Genomic DNA, 17,643 nt, shown 5'->3' with positions numbered 1-17,643 from the left:
GGTAAAGGCCGCCCGCACCTCCTCGCTGTCAAAGAAAGTGCCCTCCTCAACCCCGCAAGGCCAGCCCGATATAATCGCCGGACCATTCCACGAGGATCCGCGCATGAAAATTCTTGTCGCCCTGAGCACTGCCCTGGCCCTGTCGAGCACCGCGTTCGCCGCCAACACCACCGAAAAGCTGCCCTCCGGCGTCGTGGTCGAGCACCTGAAGCAAGGCACTGGCGCACAGCCGACGGCCAGCGACGTCGTCCGCGTCAACTATCGCGGCACACTCGCCGACGGCACCGAATTTGACAGTTCCGCGAAACACGGCGGCCCCGCCACCTTTCCGCTCGGCCGCGTGATTCCGTGCTGGACGCAAGGCGTGCAGAAAATGAAAGTGGGCGGCAAGGCCAAGCTGACCTGCCCGTCGGCCACCGCCTACGGCAGCCAGGGCGTCGGCCCCATTCCGCCGAACAGCGACCTGACCTTCGAAATCGAACTGCTCGGCATCGGGCAGTAAGGAATCGCGCAGTAACCGTCGCGCAATGAAAAAGGGCGCCGCAGGAGTTCATCCTGCGGCGCCCTTTCTTTCGCGCCGTGGCGCGTCAGCGAATTACATCGTCACGGTGTCGGCCACTTGCTTGAAGTCGTCGATACGGTCGAAGTTCAGGTACTGATAGATCTTGTCGCCATTGGCATTGATCACGCCGATATCGCTCATGTACTCGTCCTTGGTCGGAATCCGGCCCAGACGCGAGCAGATGGCCGCCAGTTCCGCCGAACCAAGATACACGTTCGTGTTCTTGCCCAGACGGTTCGGGAAGTTGCGCGTAGACGTGGACATGACCGTGGCGCCCTCGCGCACCTGTGCCTGGTTGCCCATGCACAGCGAGCAGCCCGGCATTTCGGTACGCGCACCGGCCGTGCCGAACACGCCGTAATGGCCTTCTTCGGTCAGCTGCTTCTGGTCCATCTTGGTCGGCGGCGCGACCCACAGCTTGACCGGAATATCGCGCTTGCCTTCCAGCAGCTTCGACGCCGCACGGAAGTGACCGATGTTCGTCATGCACGAACCAATGAACACTTCGTCGATCTTCGCACCGGCGACATCCGACAGCGTCTTCACGTCGTCCGGGTCGTTCGGGCAGGCCACGATGGGCTCATGCACGTCGGCCAGATCGATCTCAATGACCGCCGCGTACTCGGCGTCCGCATCCGGCGCGAGCAGTTGCGGTTCGGCGAGCCATTCTTCCATCGCCTTGATACGGCGCTGGAGGCTGCGCGGGTCCTGGTAGCCCTCGGCGATCATCCACTTCAGCAGCGTGATGTTGCTGTTGAGATATTCGATGATCGGTTCCTTGTTCAGGTGCACGGAGCAGCCTGCTGCCGAACGCTCGGCCGAGGCGTCCGACAGTTCGAACGCCTGCTCCACCTTCAGATCCGGCAGCCCTTCGATTTCGAGGATGCGGCCCGAGAAGATGTTCTTCTTGCCTTGCTTGGCGACCGTCAGCATGCCCTGCTTGATGGCGTACAGCGGGATGGCATTGACGAGGTCACGCAGCGTGACGCCCGGCTGCATCTTGCCCTTGAAGCGCACCAGCACCGATTCCGGCATGTCCAGCGGCATGGTGCCGGTAGCGGCTGCGAAGGCCACCAGTCCCGAACCCGCCGGGAAGCTGATGCCGATGGGGAAACGCGTGTGCGAGTCGCCGCCGGTGCCGACGGTGTCGGGCAGCAGCATGCGGTTCAGCCAGGAGTGGATCACGCCGTCGCCGGGACGCAGCGCGATGCCGCCACGGTTGCTGATGAAGTTCGGCAGGGTCTGGTGCGTCTTGACGTCCACCGGCTTCGGATACGCGGCGGTGTGGCAGAACGACTGCATCACCAGATCGGCCGAGAAGCCGAGGCACGCCAGGTCTTTCAGTTCGTCGCGGGTCATCGGGCCCGTGGTGTCCTGCGAGCCGACCGAGGTCATCTTGGGTTCGCAGTACGTGCCCGGACGCATGCCCTGGCCTTCCGGCAGGCCGCAGGCGCGGCCGACCATCTTCTGTGCCAGCGAAAAGCCCTTGGCCGTGCCGGCCGGCTGTTGCGGCAGGCGGAACAGGTCCGACGGCGCCAGACCCAGCGCCTCACGCGCCTTCGCCGTCAGACCGCGGCCGATGATCAGCGGAATGCGGCCGCCGGCGCGCACTTCGTCGAACAACACTTCCGACTTGACCTGGAATTCCGCAATGACCGCGCCGTTCTTCAGCGCCTTGCCTTCATACGGACGCAGCTCGACGACGTCGCCCATTTCCATCTGCGACACATCGAGTTCGATGGGCAGCGCGCCCGCATCTTCCATCGTGTTGTAGAAGATCGGCGCGATTTTCGAGCCGAGGCACACGCCGCCGAAACGCTTGTTCGGGATGAAGGGGATGTCTTCGCCCGTGAACCACAGCACCGAGTTGGTAGCCGACTTGCGCGAGGAGCCCGTGCCGACGACGTCGCCCACATAGGCGACCAGGTGGCCCTTCTCCTTCAGCGACTCGATGAAGCGCACCGGGCCGCGCTTGCCGTCTTCTTCCGGCGTGATGCCGGGACGCGCGTTCTTCAGCATGGCCAGCGCGTGCAGCGGGATGTCCGGGCGCGTGGTGGCGTCCGGCGCCGGCGACAGGTCGTCCGTGTTGGTTTCGCCCGTCACCTTGAAGACGGTGACGGTCAGGCTTTCAGGCACTTCCGGACGGCTCGTGAACCATTCGGCGTCCGCCCAGCTTTGCAGCACGGCGCGCGCGTGGGCGTTGCCCTTGTCGGCGAGTTCCTTGACGTCGTGGAACTGGTCGAACATCAGCAGGGTTTTCTTCAGCGCGTCCGCGGCGACGGCGGCCACTTCGGCGTCAGAGAGCAGCTCGATCAGCGGCGCGATGTTGTAGCCGCCCAGCATCGTGCCGAGCAGTTCGGTGGCGCGCTGACGCGAGATCAGCGGGCACGCGGTTTCGCCCTTGGCCACGGCGGCCAGGAAGCCCGCCTTGACGCGTGCAGCCTCGTCCACGCCGGCCGGCACGCGATTCGTGATGAGGTCGAGCAGGATCTGCTCTTCGCCCGCGGGCGGATTGGTCAGCAACTCCACCAGCTCGGCGGTCTGCTGAGCAGTCAGGGGCAGAGGCGGAATGCCGAGCGCGGCGCGTTCGGCGACATGAGCGCGAAAATTTTCAAGCATGAGGGGACCGTTCGTTTGCGTTTCAAAGGACGACTTTCCAGTCGCGCCGAGGCTGCTCCCGGCATTGCTTCGAGCGCAATTTTAGCGTTCTGACCGCGTCGCGTCAATTATCTTATGTCTTATGTCTTATACAAGACTTGCGGTCAAAGCCTGTTGCGACCGTCGGTTTTCATGGTTCGACGGCACGCCTGACAGGCGCCTTGGCCCACGAGGAAGCCGACGGCCACGAAGCTTCGATCGCCTGCAACGCGCTCGTCACGATGGAACGGTTCAGTGCCGCCGCCAGCACGCCGTCGCGTTCTTCATAGGCTTCGCACAGGCGTTGATGATCGGAGCACGAGCGTTGCAGGCGTCCCGGCAGCGACGTGCTCAGGCGGCGCAACCGGTTGATGCGCATGCGCATGGAATCCAGCACTTCCTTGAAGATGCCGTTGCCGCACACGCGCAACTCTTCATCGCGGAACGCGACGTTGGCCCAGAAGTAGGCATCGACGTCGCCGCGCGCGGCGGCCTCGGCGAGATGCCGATGCGCGGACCAGAGCCGGTCGATGTCCTGCGGCGTCGCCCGCTCGACCACGCCGAGGGAGATCTGCGCGTACAGCAGCGCGCGCAGCTGATATAGCTCGCGCGCGTCTTCGATCCTGATGGCGGAGACCCTCGGACGCTTGCGCGGCGGCCAGTCGACCAGTCCTTCGCGGCTCAGGACGAACAGCGCTTCGCGCACCGGCGTGCGGCTGACCTCGAAGCGCCGTGCGAGTTCGACGGAGTTCAGATCGTCACCGGGCGCGAGCCGCCCTTCGATGATCCCGCGCGCCACCCAGTCGATGATGTCGGTGGTTGCGGGATTGAATGTGTCGACACTTTCGCTCATGACGGTCATTCCGGATGTCTGGTAAGGTGCGATTAAACGCCAAAGATTCTACCTCTGCCGCGATGGGGCACTCCATCTGTCGACACTTCACGAAGATTTCCACCACGAGGAGACAATGCATGTCCGAGCGCCATCGGCCTCAACGTCGCAGGCTGTTGCAATCCGCCGGCGCACTCGCCGCGCTGTCGCTGGGCGGTTCGCGCCTCGTCCTCGCTGCGAGTGAAGCGGAAAACGCAAGTGCGGACCATGAACACATCACCGCGCAACTCGCGCGCTACATGGCGCAGGCCCGCACGATGCCGCTCCCCGCTCCCGTCGTCCTCGCCTGCAAGCACCGGATTCTGGACACCTTTGGCGCGATGGTCTCCGGATCGCGCATGCGCCCCGGCATGCTCGCGGCGAAATACGTCGGCACGCTCGGCGGCGCGCCGCAGGCGACGGTCATCGGCACGCACGCGCGCACGAGCATCGTCAATGCGTCGCTGGCCAACGCCATGTGCGCCCATTCCGATGAAACCGACGACTTCGAACCGGTGACGAAGGCGCATCCGGGGAGTTCGGTGGTGCCGTCGGCGCTGGCCATGGCCGAGCACGGCGCGCAAAGCGGCGAGACGATGATCCGCGCGGTCACTCTCGGCTATGACCTCGCCTGCCGCCTGCTGATGGCGCTCGGTCCCGATCTCGTGCGCGGCTCGCATCGCAGCGCGGAAGGCACGGCCTCGACCTTCGGCGCGCTCGGCGCGGCGTCCGCCGTCGCGGGCCTCGACGAAACCGCGATGCGCTATGCGATCTCCTATTCGGCGCAGCAGGTGTCGGGGCTGTGGAGCTGGGTCAAGGACAAGGACCACATCGAGAAAGCCTTCGACTTCGCCGGCATGGGCGCGCGCAACGGCGTCATGGCGGTGAGCATGGTGCAGTCCGGCATGACGGGCGTGCGCGACGTGCTCGACGGCACGCACAACCTGTTCGTCGCGCTTTCCACGCAGCCTGATCCGCACGCGATGATCGACGGGCTCGGCTCGCGCTTCTACGTGACCGAGACGGCGATCAAGACCTACTCGGTGGGTTATCCGATCCAGTCCCCGCTCGACGCGCTGCTCGCCCTGCGCAAGCAATACGGCCTGAGGCCGGACAACGTGAGCCGCATTGTCGTGAGGATTCCGCCGGATGCGGAGGGCATTGTCGGCGATAGCGCGATGCCCGACGTCAACTGCCAGCATCTCGTGGCGCTCGCGCTGGTGAAGGGCGCGGTGTCGTTCCGCGACAGCCACGATGTCGCCCTGATGCGCGATCCCGCCATTCTCAGGGAACGCGCGAAAGTGACGGTGCAGCCGGACCCCGCGCTGCATGATCCTGCCGCGCCGCGCGGTGCGAAAGTGCAGGTCACGCTGACGGGTGGCCGCACGGTCGAGCACTTCACGCGCTTTGCACCCGGCACGAAGGAGAACCCGCTGTCGAGCGAAGCCGTCGCGGCCAAGGCGCGCGACCTGATGGCGCCGGTGCTGGGCGCCGCGCGGACGGCCGCGCTCATCGAGAAGATCGAGCATCTGGAAACGCTCAGGGACGTGCGCGAACTGCGCCCGCTGCTTACCGCGTGACGCCCGATAAATTACAAGGAGACGAACCCATGGCCAACATCGACCGGCGCTACTTCCTGAAGACCGGCGCGGCGGGCGCGCTGGCGTCCGCCACCGTGGGCACGAGCGCGCTGGCGCAAGGCAACGGCGCGGCATCGCAGCCTGGCGCCACGAATGCACAACCGCCGAAGGTCACGCGCATCCTTGCCGAATTCATCGGCAAGACGCGCTACGAAGACCTGCCCGCGCCGGTGCGCCGCGAAGGCGTGCGCACGCTGATGAACTGGGTCGGCGTGGCGGTGGGCGGCTCGCACGACACGACGGTCGATCGCGCCGTCGCCGCGCTCACGCCCTTCTCGGGGCCGCCGCAAGCCAACCTGCTCGGGCGCACGGAGCGCTTCGACATCATGAACGCGGCGTTCATCAACGGCGTCAGCAGTCATATCTTCGATTACGACGACACGCACCTGAAGACCATCATTCATCCGGCCGGGCCGGTGGTCTCCGCGATTCTCGCGTATGCGCAATACCATCCCGTGTCGGGCAAGGACTTCCTCAATGCGCTGGTGCTGGGCGTGGAGACCGAGTTGCGCATCGGCAATGCGGTGTACCCGAATCATTACGATGTCGGCTGGCACATCACCGGTACCTGCGGCGTGTTCGGATCGGCGGCGGCGATGTCGAAGCTCATGGGCCTCACCGTGCAGCAGACGGTCTGGGCGCTGGGATTGGCGGCGTCGCAGCCGGTCGGCTTGCGCGAGTCGTTCGGTTCGATGAACAAGAGCTTCAATCCCGGCCGCGCCGCCGCCAACGGCATGTTCGCGGCGATCCTGGCGAGCAAGGACTACACGAGCTCGGACGGCATGATCGAGGCGAAGCGCGGCTGGGCGAACACGATCAGCACCAAGCAGGATTACCGCGAGATCACGGACGGGCTCGGCACGCACTACGAGTCCACGCTCAACACGTATAAGCCGTTTGCATGCGGCATCGTGATTCATCCTGCGCTGGACGCCGCCATCCAGTTGCGCGACCAGAACCATCTCAGCGCCGATCAGATCGAGCGCATCGACTTGCGCGTGCATCCGCTGGTCATCGAACTGACGGGCAAGAAGACGCCGCAGATCGGCCTCGAAGGCAAGTTCAGCATTTATCACGCGGTGGCGATTGCGATCATCGACGGCGCCGCCGGCGAGAAGCAATTCAGCGACGCCAAGGTGCGCGACCCGCAGACCGTCGCGCTACGCGAGAAGGTGAATACGATCGTCGATCCTTCGATCAAGCCTGAGCAGGTGGACATGACCATCACGCTGAAGGATGGCCGCAAGCTGCACAAGTTCATCGAGCATGCGATCGGCAGTACGGAGGTGCCGATGAGCGATCAGCAGCTGGAGAAGAAATTCGCCGATCTCGCCGACGGTATTCTGCCGGCGGACCAGACGCGGGCGCTGATCAACACGTGCTGGCATGTCGAGGCGCTGGGGAACGCGGGGGATATTGCGGTGGGGGCGGTGGGGCGTTAGCGCATCCCGCCACTCGCAATCAGACTCTCACCGGTCAGCCACCGCGCATCATCCGATGCAAGAAACACCGCAATGGCCGCGATATCATCCGGCTGCCCAACCCTGCCGAGCGGCGTTTGCGACAGCGCCGCCGTTTCGAATTCCGAGCCGATGACGCCCGCCGTATGCGTGCCTTCCGTGACCACGACGCCCGGATTGATCGAGTTCACACGAATCTTCCGCGGGCCGAGTTCGCGCGCCAGCGAGCCGGTGATGGCATCCACAGCGCCTTTGGTGCCGCTATAGACGGCAGTAGTCGCCGGCGTGATGCGGCTCACGACCGAACTCACATTGACGATGCTCGCACCTGCGCCCATATGCTTGACGGCGGCCTGCGCGGTCAGCAGCGTGCCTAGCACGTTGACGTTGAACTGCTTGTGGAAGTGCTCTTCGGTGATCTCTTCAAGCGCCGCAAATTCATAGACGCCGGAATTGTTCACGAGAATATCGAGCCGGCCGAAGGTTTCGATTGCCGCATTCACGATGCCTTGCGCGTCCGCCGCCTTCGATACATCTCCGCCCACCGCAACCGCACGGCCGTTCGCCGCGGTGATCGCAGCGACGACGGCATCCGCGCCTTCCTTGCTGCTCGCATAGTTGACGACCACCGCCGCGCCTTCGGCCGCGAGCGCCTTGGCGATGCCCGCTCCGATGCCCTTCGATGCACCCGTGACCACCGCGACCTTGCCTGCGAGTTTGCTCATGATGTCTTCCCTGAAAAGTTGACTGGACGGTAGAGGGCCGGCTGCTTCGTTGCTTCGCTGGGTCGGCCCTGCCATGGTGACAATGTAGTTGGGCTGTCACCACCGATAAAGCGGACTAAAGTGAATTGACATGCAGGCAAACGCGAATAATGAACCGGCGCATTGCAGGCTCTCGTTGGCGCCATGGAGGCAAACAGCATGACCATGCTTCGAAGCGATGCGAACTTCGCCGGACCGATTGCCGGGCTGTATGAACAATTACTCGTACCGATGCTCTTCGCGCACTACGCCGATGACCTCGCCCGCCGTATCGCCGCACTGGATCCTTCGCGGGTGCTGGAAACCGCTGCGGGAACCGGCGCACTCACGCGCGCGATGTCGCGCATGCTGAGTCCACAGGCCGCGATCGTCGCGACGGACCTGAACCAGGCCATGCTCGATCGCGCAGACGCAGCAGGTACGCCCGCGAACGTCACGTGGCAACAGGCCAATGCGCAAAGCCTGCCGTTCGCCGATGCGAGCTTCGATGTCGTCGCCTGCCAGTTCGGCGCGATGTTCTTTCCCGACAAGCCGGCCGCCTTCGCGGAGGCGCGTCGCGTGCTGCGGCCGGGCGGGACGCTGTTGTTCAACGTGTGGGATTGCATCGAAGAGAATGCTTTCGCCGATACGATCACCACCGCGCTCGGCCACGTGTTCCCCGATGATCCGCCGCTGTTCATGAAGCGCACGCCGCACGGCTATTTCGATGCACACACGATCTCGACGGACCTCGCTCACGCAGGCTTCGATGCAACACCACACATCGAAACGATGACCGCGCAAAGTCATGCGCCATCGGCACGAGCCGTTGCCGTCGCGTACTGTCAGGGAACGCCCTTGCGTAATGAGATCGAGGCACGCAACAGCGCGACGCTCGATGAAGCCACGGCCGTCTGCGAAGCTGCAATCGCGGATCGCTTCGGTACAGCTCCAGTGCAAGCGAAGATGCAGGCCCACGTCATCGTCGTGCGCCGCTGATGCCTCACGCGCGATCCAGCACGCGTGTAAGCCATGCGATGAGCGCCTGCCCATCGCACGAGGCGCTGCGGTAGCCCAGATGACCATCGGGCCGCACCGCCCACACCATGCCGTTGCGCGCGCCGAACTGCGCCGCGAACTCGCCCTGGAAATCGCCCAGCGTGCGATAGCGTTCATTCGCACCGTTCATGATCGAAGGAGACATGATCAGCACCACGCCGCCCGTGAGGCCGAGCGCGGCGCGCCATGCGTCGACGGCCTCATCGAACGCGGCCCCGCGCGCGCCGTCCTCGTCCTCGTCGATATAGCCGAGCAGCGTATGCCGGCCTCGCCCGATGTGATCCTGCAAGCGCTGCACCTGGCCGACGAACGCCTGCACCAGACCGCCCACTTGCGGCACGCGGTCGCCGGGCGCGGGCAGTTCGGAAGCCATGTCCCGGCATTCGTCGGCGACAGCGGGACTGCCGCGATAGCCCACCAGCAACTGCGTCTCGCGCATGCCGGGCCGCATCTCGCCGTGCGCGAGCACGGTATGCATGGCGCGGCTCGTCGACTCGACCACGTCGAGCCCGACGGGCCGCCGTTCCGCTTCATAACTGTCGAGCAGTTTCGCGCCGGCCATCCCGCGCGCCGTCAGGCCGATCTTCCAGGCGAGATTGTGCGCATCCTGCAAGCCCGTGTTCATGCCCTGCCCGCCGACCGGCGGATGGATATGCGCGGCATCGCCGGCAAGGAACACGCGGCCGCGCGCATAGTGCTGTGCAATGCGATGACTCACGCGATACACCGACGACCAGCGCATCGACGACAAGCGCGTGTTGCGCGGCAGGATCGGCAGCATGATGCGCTCGACTTCATCGAACCCGGGTGCCGAGTTCAAGGCGTGCAGCGCGGCATCGTCGGGAAGCAGCACCATCGACAGCCGATAGCGGCGCTTCGACCCGCGCACCGGCAACGCGGCAAGCGTGGTGGATTGCGGCACGGCGCCTTCAGCCGTGCCCTGAACCTTGCCGGAGAGATTGAAGCGGTACATCGGTCCGCGCGGCAGATTCCAGTCCACGTCGACATCGGCGAGCATGAAGGTCTGCGGATACTGATCGCCTTCGAAAGGCACGTTCAACTGATGCCGCACGCTGCTGCGCGCGCCGTCGCAACCCACCAGCCAGCGGCAGCGAACCGTGCGGATGTCGCCGCCCGCCATCTGCACGCGGGCGTCGACGGCATCGTCCGACTCGGTGAAATCCAGCAGCGTCGCGCCATAGTCGACGTGCCCGCCATGCACGGCGAGCGCCGTCTCGAGCAGGCGTTCCGTTTCGAATTGCGCCAGCGAAAGCGCGCCGTAGGGCATGCCTTCGCGCGGAAACTGCGCGCTGAACACGGGATCGCCGTCCTGAAAGGTTTCGGCGCCGGTGAGCCAGACGCCCGTGTCGATCGCATCGCGCGCGATGCCGAGGTCCTCGAAGATCTCCAGCGTGCGCGCCGTCACGCCCAGTGCCTTGACGAAGAAGGTACGCGTTTCATGCGTATCGATCAGGCACACATCCAGCCCGTCGCGCTTCAGTTCCGCGGCAAGCAGCAGGCCAACGGGGCCGGCGCCGGCTATCAACACATCGGTCGTATCGTTCATGATGCGATTTCTCCCGAGGAATGCGATGCGTACGCGTGTGGCGCGCGAGATCGTCGTCCGGCGAAAGGGAGAATAACCGTTGTGTCACTGCTTGTGCCGCCATTCGATCGCCCGATCCGTCAGCCGGCGAGCGGACCGAGCCGCACGCCGAGCACGCAGCCGGCCGCGATGACGGCGAGCACGGCGGTGGCGATCGCGGCGTAGAGCGTGTTGCGCTGCCGGGCGAACACCGCGAGCAGCAGCGCGACGCGCATGACGGGAAGCAAGACGAACAGCGCGACGCCTGCCGTCAGGGCCTGCGCGGCCCACGGCACGGGCCACGCCTGAAGCACCAGACCCGCGCCGATCAAGCCGCACGCGATCCACGTTCCGGCCTGAAGAAAGACGGCGAGCAGGCGGTCGAGCGAAACATGCGCGGGCGACTTCCTCATTCGGCGAACTCCGCGAGGTTGATGCCCATGCCTTGCAGCACCATCTGGCCCGCGACGATCACGAGCACGGAGAGAAACAGCACGCGCAGGCGTTCGCTGCGCACCTTCATCAGCACGCGTGCGCCGAGCACGGCGCCGAGCACCGAACCGAGCGCCACCGGCGCGGCCAAAGCGCTGACGATCTCTCCGCGCAGGAAGTACGCGCATCCGCTGGCGGCAGCCGTGACGCCGATCATGAAGTTGGAAGTGGCCGTTGAGACCTTGATGGGCAGGCGCAACGCATTGTCCATGGCGGGAATCTTGAGGATGCCGCTGCCGATCCCAAGCAACGCCGACACCATCCCGGCCACGACCATCAACGTAAGACCCAGCGGCACGCGCTGCACGCGATAAGCGACGTCGCGATGCAGCCGATGATCCGGATAGCTCGAATGCAGTTCGAGCACGGCGGCGAGCCCATGCGAAGGCGCGGTCGATGCGGCCGACGCCGGATCTTCGCGCCGCACGAACATCTGCCATGCCGACACGAGCAGCACGCCTGCGAAAAGGAAGTCCAGCGCCGATACCGGCACGACGCCCGCCAGCAGTACGCCGCAGAGCGCGCCAAGGGTCGTGCCGGTTTCGAGCACGAGGGCCAGCCGCACATTGGTCAGCCCGCCGCGCAGGAACGCGGCCGCGCCGCCGCACGAACAGGCGATGACCGACACGATGCTGGTGCCGATGGCCGCATGCATGTCGACGTGAAAGAACATGGTCAGGATGGGCACGATGAACAGGCCGCTCGCCATGCCGAGCATGCCGCCTGCAGCACTTGCGCCGAGGCCTGCGCAGAACAGCCACAGCGTTGTCTGCAAGCTCATTGGATCCGCTCTCAGGAGATCAGTGAACGTGAATTATAACATGTCATAACAAGTAGGAAAATGCATGACGGACAGCCCGTCATGCATCCGGCTACACCAACTTCATTGGAACTTCACCGGCACGGGCCGCGTGAGCAGATCGACATAAAAGGCGAAGAAACGGTTGTTGTCGTAGCGCGTGACATACGTGATCTTCTGCGGCGAAGCACCGGCCGCAGGCGCATCCGGATAGACCATCACATGCCCCTGATCTTCTCCAGGCGTCGTGTCGATGTCGAGATACGCGCTCTGCGTCTGCGTCGCATAAGTGGGATCGAGAAAGTATCCGATCGTCAGCGTGTCGTAGATGTCGGTGTTGTTGGCGAACGCGCCCGCATTTTCGATGGCATACACCTTCGTCACGGCGGTCTGTCCCGTCGGCGGATTGACGATCTGGTTATAGACGGTCTCGGTCAGCGGAACGGTATTGGTGACGTCGAGCGGAATCACCTTCTGCGGGATCGTGGTCTGCAATAGCGTGCGCACTGCGACGGGATCGAACCACCAGTTCAGTTCGCCCACTGCGTTCGCGTTGCCCGGCACGTTCATCGCGCCGCCCATGTAGACGATCTGCTTGATGAGCGGCACGATCTCCGGCGCCTTCTGCACGGCGGTCGCGAGATTGGTGGGCGGCCCCACTTCGATGATCGTCACCTGATTCGGATAACGCTTGATGGTGTCGATCATGAAGTCCGCGGCGGCCTGGGCTTGCAGCTTGGTGGATGTTGCAAAGCCGTCGGGCGGCGCGGTCAGTTGCGATTGCTGAGTGGGTTCGGGACGCATCCACGCGCCGAAATATCCATTGGGATTGGCGGCCTGCTGCGCGCGAATGCTCGCGACGTCATATTGCAGCGGATAGTTGGCGCCCGCATAGACGCCTACCTTGTCCTGCACGCCCATGCGCTCGACGGCCTTCAGTGCGTCGGCCTCTTCCTGCAACAGCCAGTCGTTGCCTGTCACGACACACAGGCCAAGCAGATTGACCTTGCCCTGCCCCATCAACTGCGTGGTCATCGCGAAGAGCTGGCCGTCGTCGCCCATCGTGTTGAAGTCCGAGTCGATGATGATCTTCGGCGCATTCGAATAGGCGGGCTGATTGTTATCGGATCCGCCGCACGCGGCGAGCGCGACGACACACGGAATGATCAGGATTACCGCTTTGCAACGCTGCATGGTCGTGTCTCCCGAATCGATATAAGTAGAGTGGGCGCACCGCCGCAATGCAGGCAAGGCGCCACTCATTCTACGATCGATCCGGGAACCGCATGGACCGCGTCCTCACTCGTTCCAGTGCCCCGCACTGCCCGCGAAAGCCGGCACGCCGAGCTGGTCGCGCTGCTGTTGCGCTTCGCGCGCCTCGTCGGCCTCCACGGTCTTGCTCGTATCGATGAACAGCGCCGCTACCGCGCCCACGCCGAGCAATGCCGCCGAGATCGTGAACGGCACGTTGTAGCTGCCGGTCTGCTGGATCAGATAGCCGAACACGACCGGCGACGTCATCCCCGCAATGCCGAAGCCCGTGTTCATCATGCCGCCGGCCGTGCCCGCATACTTGCCCGCGATGTCGAGCGGCAGTGTCCACAGGACCGGATTCGTGATCTCGAGGAAGAAGAACGAGCCGGTCAGAAACCACACGGCGGCCACGGGGCTGGGTGCGTTGACCATCGGCAGGAGGAAGGCCAGCGAGCCGCCCATGCCCACCACGAGGATGCTGCAGCGCGCGAGCCGCAGACGGCCGGTCATCTTGTAGATGCGGTCCGAGATGACGCCGCCGAGCGTGTCGCCGACCACGCCCGCAAGCAAGGGCAACGCAGTGAAGAGCGCGAGATGCTTGAGGTCGAAGCCGCGCGACTCCTTCAGATACGAAGGCAGCCAAGTCAGATAGACCCACAGCAGCCAGCCATAGCAGAAGTCGACGAAGGTCACGAGCCACATGCGATGAATCAGCTTGCGCCAGGGCGTCACGCTCTTGCGGGCGCGCGCGCAATCGCCGGCGCGATAGCCGATCTCCGCGGTCTCCTCCGGCGTGATGCGGCGGTTCTCATCGGGCGAATTGGTGAACACGAAGAAGTACAGCACCGTCCATGCAAGGCTGGCGATGCCCAGCAGGATGAACGCCTCGCGCCAGCCGCTCGCGGCCACCACGGCCAGCACCAGCGGCGGCGTGAGCGCGCCGCCCAGCCGCGAGAAGCTGTGCGTGATGCCTTGCGCAAAGCCGCGCTCATGCACCGGCATCCAGTACGTGAAGGCGCGCGTGGCGGTCGGGAACGCGCCGCCCTCGCCGATGCCGAGCGCCAGCCGCAGCACCACGAGCATGCCGATGCTGCCCGCGAAGCCCGTCGCCAGCGTGGCCGCGCCCCAGATCAGCGAGAGCACGATCAGCACCAGCTTGGGACCGAACTTGTCAGCGAGCCATCCGCCGACGACCTGCATGACCGCATACGGATACGCAAACGCCGAGAACACGAGTCCGAGCTGCACGGAACTCAGTCCCATTTCCTGACGGATCAGCGGACCCGCTACCGCAATGTTCACCCGGTCGATGTACGAGATGAAGTACATCAGGCACATCACGCCGAGGATGATATGGCGCGTCTTCACGCGCTGACGATGCTGGTTCATTGTGTCTCCCATGTCCATCTGATGTGGAATGTGCAAGTCCTGCCGTGAAGCACGCGCCCGCTTATCCCGCCGGCTGCGGCTTCTCAACGAGCTTCAGGCGCTGCACCTTGCCCGAGGGGCCGCGCGGCAAGGCATCGGTGAAGCGGAATTCGCACGGCGTCTTGTAGCGGCCGAGTTCGCGCAGACAGTGCTCGCGCAGATCGGCGGGATCGGGAGGAGGCGCGCCGACATGCGGCACGATGAACGCGACGATGTCCTGCCCGTAGGCCGGATCCGGCACGCCCACGGCAGCCGCTTCCAGCACGCCGGGATGGCGCAGCAGCGCTTCGTCGATCTCGCGCGGCGCGATGTTCTCCCCGCCCTTGATGATGAGTTCCTTCGCGCGGCCGTTGATGTAGAAGAAGCCGGCCTCGTCGCGATAGCCGAGGTCGCCGCTGTGCAGCCAGCCATCGGCGGTGAAAGCGTTACGGGTCTCCTCGGGCCGCTTGTAGTAGCCGCTCATCAGCTGCCCGCCGCGCAGCACGAGTTCGCCGGTCTCGTTGGGGGCGCATTCGCGGCCTTCGGGATCGACGATCTTCGCCTCGCCGCCCGACGGCAGACCGATGCTGCCGATCCTGCGCAGCGCCGGGTCATACGGGTTGCTGAAGGCGGGCGCGGCGGTCTCGGTCATGCCCATCGTCTCGATCACGCCGATGCCGAAGCGCGCCTCGAACGCGCGATGATGATCGGCAGGCAGCGCCGCCGACGCACTCCGGCAGAACTTGAGCGCCGACAGATCGAAGCCCTGCGCGCTTTCACCGTTGAGCAGATAGGCGACGATGGTCGGCACCACGTTGATCCACGTGCAGCCGTGCTGCGACGCCTCGCGCCAGAAGGTGCGCGCGGAAAAGCGCGGCGTCATCACGGCCGAGCCGCCGTGCTGCAGAGGCGTGAGCAACGCCACGACGAGACCATTGATGTGATACAGCGGCAGCGACACGAGCACGCGGTCGTCCTCGCACAGGCGATGCTCGGCGCTGATGTTGCGCATGTTGGCCAGCAGGCTGCGATGGCTCAGCAACACGCCCTTGGGTGCGCCGGTCGTGCCCGACGTGTACATGAGCAGCGCGGTGTCGGCGGGATCGGCGCCTTTCGCGACGATCTGCGTGGCATCGTCGCCAGGCGGCGGCATGGTGCGGGAGGCAAGCACGGGTATAGCGGGCAAGTCTTCTGCATCTGGCGACGTGCGCACCACCGCGATATCGCGCGCCACGCTCTTGATCGCTTCCGCGACGGTCTCGTGCGTATCGTCGGACACGAAGATCAGGCGCGTATCCGAATGCTCGACGATGTAACGCACTTGCGATGGCTGGCACAGCAGGTTCAGCGGATTGGCGACGAGCCCGCTGTACATCGCCGCGAGCAGCAACCGCGCGGTCTGGATGCCGTTGCTCATGAACACCGAGACCACATCACCAGGCTTCAGTCCCGCCGCTTCGAAACGCGCCGCGAGCGCACGGCAGTCGTCACGCAACGTGCGGAACGAGAGTACATTGCCGCCCTCGGCATCGAGCAGGAACGGCTTGTCGGGAGCATGCCCGGCGCGCGCGTCGATCAAGGCGCGCAGGGTCGTTGCATCGAGCGGCGCGTGCCCGGAAGAAGCAATACGATCAGCGAGCGTGCTCATCGTCCGACCCTCCGGAAGTAGTCGCCGAGCAACGCATCGACTTCCGGCACGCGTTCCGCAATCGGATACGCGACGCGCGTCACGTTCATGTATTGCCGGTAGCCGAGGTTCGCCGAGAAGTTGTTGCCGCCCCAGGTGCCGCAGCCCATCGAGAGCGAGAACGGCAGGCCGTTGTCGAAGTTGCCGCCGGTCGCGAGGCAATGCGCCTGATTCACGATCACGCGGGCCACCGGCAACTGCGTGCCGAGCAGAACGGCCAGCGCGTCGTCCGCGCCATGCACGCCCACCGAATGCCCCGCGCCCATGTAGCCGTAGATGCCGCGCACGATGTCCATCGCGTGTCCGGTATCGCGCGCGCGATACACGGTCAGCACCGGCGAGAGCTTCTCTCCCGAGAACGGATGGTCCTTCCCATAGCCGGTTTCCTCGACCATCAGGAACCTCGGCTCGCGCGCGGCGATGTCGTCGAGGCCAGCTTCACGCGCAATCGCCGCAGCGGAACGCGCCGTGCAGCGCGCCGATAGCTTGCCGTCCTGCCACAGCACCGCCTGCAAGCTTGCCTTCTGCGCCGCGTCCAGCAACACGCCGCCCTGTTTGCGCAGCGCATCGAGCATGCGGGCATGAATCGCGCCCTCAATCACGACGCTGTTCTCCGACGAGCAGCTGGTCGCGTTGTCGAAGGTCTTGGAGATGGCGATCTTGCGCGCCGCGTCATCGGCATCGGCCTGCGCGGTGACGATGGACGCCACGTTGCCCGCGCCCACGCCGAAGGCCGGCGTGCCGCTCGTATAGGCCATGCGCACATTGGCCTGCGAACCGGTGGCGACGACCAGATCGGCGAGGCGCATCAATGCGGCCGTCGCCGCCTTGCTGGCGGGCGGCGGCAGCATCTGCACGAGATCGGGATCGAGACCGGCCTTGGCGAACTCGGCGTGAATGAAGCCGATCAGCAACGCGCACGACGAATAGCCCTTCGGCGAAGGCGCGACGATGATCGCGTTGCCGCACTTGAGCGCATTGATGATCTTGTTGGCGGGCGTTGCGCCGGGATTGGTCGAGGGCGTGATGGCCGCCACCACGCCCACCGCGCGCGCGATCTCGACGATGCCATGTTCCTCGTCCCGCGCGATCACGCCCGTCGTCGCAACGCCATGCAGGTCGCGCAACAGGCCAAGCGTCTTGCGATGGTTCTTGCGAAACTTGTCGTCGGCGTTGCCGAGACCCGTGTCGCGCACGGACAGATCCGCCAGCTGCCGGTTGCGCGCGGGCTCCATGATGGCCCACGCGGCGGCGGCCACGGCGGTATCGAGCGTGTCCTGCCCCGCGTGTTCGAAGCGTTGCTGCGCCGCGCGCGCCCGCTCGAAGAGCGCGCCGACCGCGCGTTCCGCTTCCGCCTGCTGCGCGGCCTGATCAGAGTCCGGCGCCTGTGCGCGTGAACGCACGAGGGTTGCGCCGCTTGCCATGTCATTCATGCGATGAACCTCGG

14 protein-coding genes are annotated in these 17,643 nt (G+C 65.1%); 4 read left to right on the top strand and 10 right to left on the bottom strand.

What is annotated here, in order from left to right; translation table 11 throughout:
• Positions 1 to 103 precede the first annotated feature (103 nt).
• Positions 104 to 502, top strand: coding sequence for an FKBP-type peptidyl-prolyl cis-trans isomerase (locus QCE83_RS14800; RefSeq protein WP_309811983.1), 399 nt, complete (start codon positions 104 to 106; stop codon positions 500 to 502).
• Positions 503 to 595: 93 nt separating this feature from the next.
• Here QCE83_RS14800 and acnB read toward each other — a convergent pair whose 3' ends face one another.
• Together acnB and QCE83_RS14790 are read right to left on the bottom strand one after the other, a co-directional pair.
• Positions 596 to 3,181 carry a bifunctional aconitate hydratase 2/2-methylisocitrate dehydratase gene (acnB, locus tag QCE83_RS14795; RefSeq protein WP_309811981.1) on the bottom strand — a complete coding sequence of 862 codons (2,586 nt, stop codon included), beginning with the start codon at positions 3,179 to 3,181 and terminating at the stop codon, positions 596 to 598.
• Between the two features lie 169 nt (positions 3,182 to 3,350).
• The gene (locus QCE83_RS14790) at positions 3,351 to 4,052 is read right to left on the bottom strand and encodes a GntR family transcriptional regulator (protein WP_309811979.1); all 702 of its coding nucleotides are present in this window, start codon (positions 4,050 to 4,052) and stop codon (positions 3,351 to 3,353) included.
• A 119-nt stretch (positions 4,053 to 4,171) separates the two neighbouring features.
• Here QCE83_RS14790 and QCE83_RS14785 point away from each other — a divergent pair, with 119 nt between their 5' ends.
• Positions 4,172 to 5,650 carry an MmgE/PrpD family protein gene (locus tag QCE83_RS14785; protein WP_309811977.1) on the top strand — a complete coding sequence of 493 codons (1,479 nt, stop codon included), beginning with the start codon at positions 4,172 to 4,174 and terminating at the stop codon, positions 5,648 to 5,650.
• Positions 5,651 to 5,679: 29 nt separating this feature from the next.
• Positions 5,680 to 7,152: an MmgE/PrpD family protein gene (locus QCE83_RS14780; protein WP_309811975.1), complete on the top strand. Its 1,473-nt coding sequence runs from the start codon at positions 5,680 to 5,682 to the stop codon at positions 7,150 to 7,152.
• Here QCE83_RS14780 and QCE83_RS14775 read toward each other — a convergent pair.
• A complete protein-coding gene (locus tag QCE83_RS14775) occupies positions 7,149 to 7,895 on the bottom strand; it encodes a glucose 1-dehydrogenase (protein WP_309811974.1) in 747 nt (248 codons plus the stop codon). The two genes, QCE83_RS14780 and QCE83_RS14775, sit on opposite strands and share 4 nt — an antisense overlap.
• A gap of 198 nt (positions 7,896 to 8,093) precedes the next feature.
• Between QCE83_RS14775 and QCE83_RS14770 the strand changes: the two genes are divergently transcribed.
• On the top strand, positions 8,094 to 8,912 hold the full coding sequence (locus QCE83_RS14770; RefSeq protein ID WP_309811972.1) for a methyltransferase domain-containing protein: 819 nt from the start codon (positions 8,094 to 8,096) through the stop codon (positions 8,910 to 8,912).
• A 4-nt stretch (positions 8,913 to 8,916) separates the two neighbouring features.
• On the opposite strand, the gene QCE83_RS14765 is transcribed toward QCE83_RS14770, so the two are convergent.
• The 7 genes from QCE83_RS14765 to sauS all read right to left on the bottom strand — a co-directional run bounded on the left by QCE83_RS14765 (position 8,917) and on the right by sauS (position 17,629).
• A complete protein-coding gene (locus QCE83_RS14765) occupies positions 8,917 to 10,539 on the bottom strand; it encodes an FAD-dependent monooxygenase (RefSeq protein WP_309811971.1) in 1,623 nt (540 codons plus the stop codon).
• 119 nt (positions 10,540 to 10,658) lie between these two features.
• Positions 10,659 to 10,970, bottom strand: coding sequence for a DUF1634 domain-containing protein (locus tag QCE83_RS14760; protein ID WP_309811969.1), 312 nt, complete (start codon positions 10,968 to 10,970; stop codon positions 10,659 to 10,661).
• Entirely contained in the window at positions 10,967 to 11,830 is an 864-nt protein-coding gene (locus QCE83_RS14755) for a sulfite exporter TauE/SafE family protein (protein ID WP_309811966.1), read from the bottom strand. Before QCE83_RS14755 ends, QCE83_RS14760 begins: the two co-directional genes overlap by 4 nt.
• A 102-nt stretch (positions 11,831 to 11,932) precedes the next feature.
• A complete protein-coding gene (locus QCE83_RS14750) occupies positions 11,933 to 13,042 on the bottom strand; it encodes a nucleoside hydrolase (protein WP_309811964.1) in 1,110 nt (369 codons plus the stop codon).
• Between the two features lie 105 nt (positions 13,043 to 13,147).
• A complete protein-coding gene (locus QCE83_RS14745) occupies positions 13,148 to 14,491 on the bottom strand; it encodes an MFS transporter (protein WP_309811962.1) in 1,344 nt (447 codons plus the stop codon).
• Positions 14,492 to 14,552: 61 nt separating this feature from the next.
• Positions 14,553 to 16,157 carry an AMP-binding protein gene (locus tag QCE83_RS14740; RefSeq protein WP_309811960.1) on the bottom strand — a complete coding sequence of 535 codons (1,605 nt, stop codon included), beginning with the start codon at positions 16,155 to 16,157 and terminating at the stop codon, positions 14,553 to 14,555.
• Entirely contained in the window at positions 16,154 to 17,629 is a 1,476-nt protein-coding gene (gene sauS / locus QCE83_RS14735; protein ID WP_309811958.1) for an acylating sulfoacetaldehyde dehydrogenase, read from the bottom strand. Before sauS ends, QCE83_RS14740 begins: the two co-directional genes overlap by 4 nt.
• Between the last annotated feature and the right edge of the window lie 14 nt (positions 17,630 to 17,643).

Source organism: Caballeronia sp. LZ034LL (assembly GCF_031451215.1).
Classification (GTDB): Bacteria; Pseudomonadota; Gammaproteobacteria; order Burkholderiales; family Burkholderiaceae; genus Caballeronia.
This window is presented reverse-complemented; position numbering and strand designations above follow the sequence as displayed.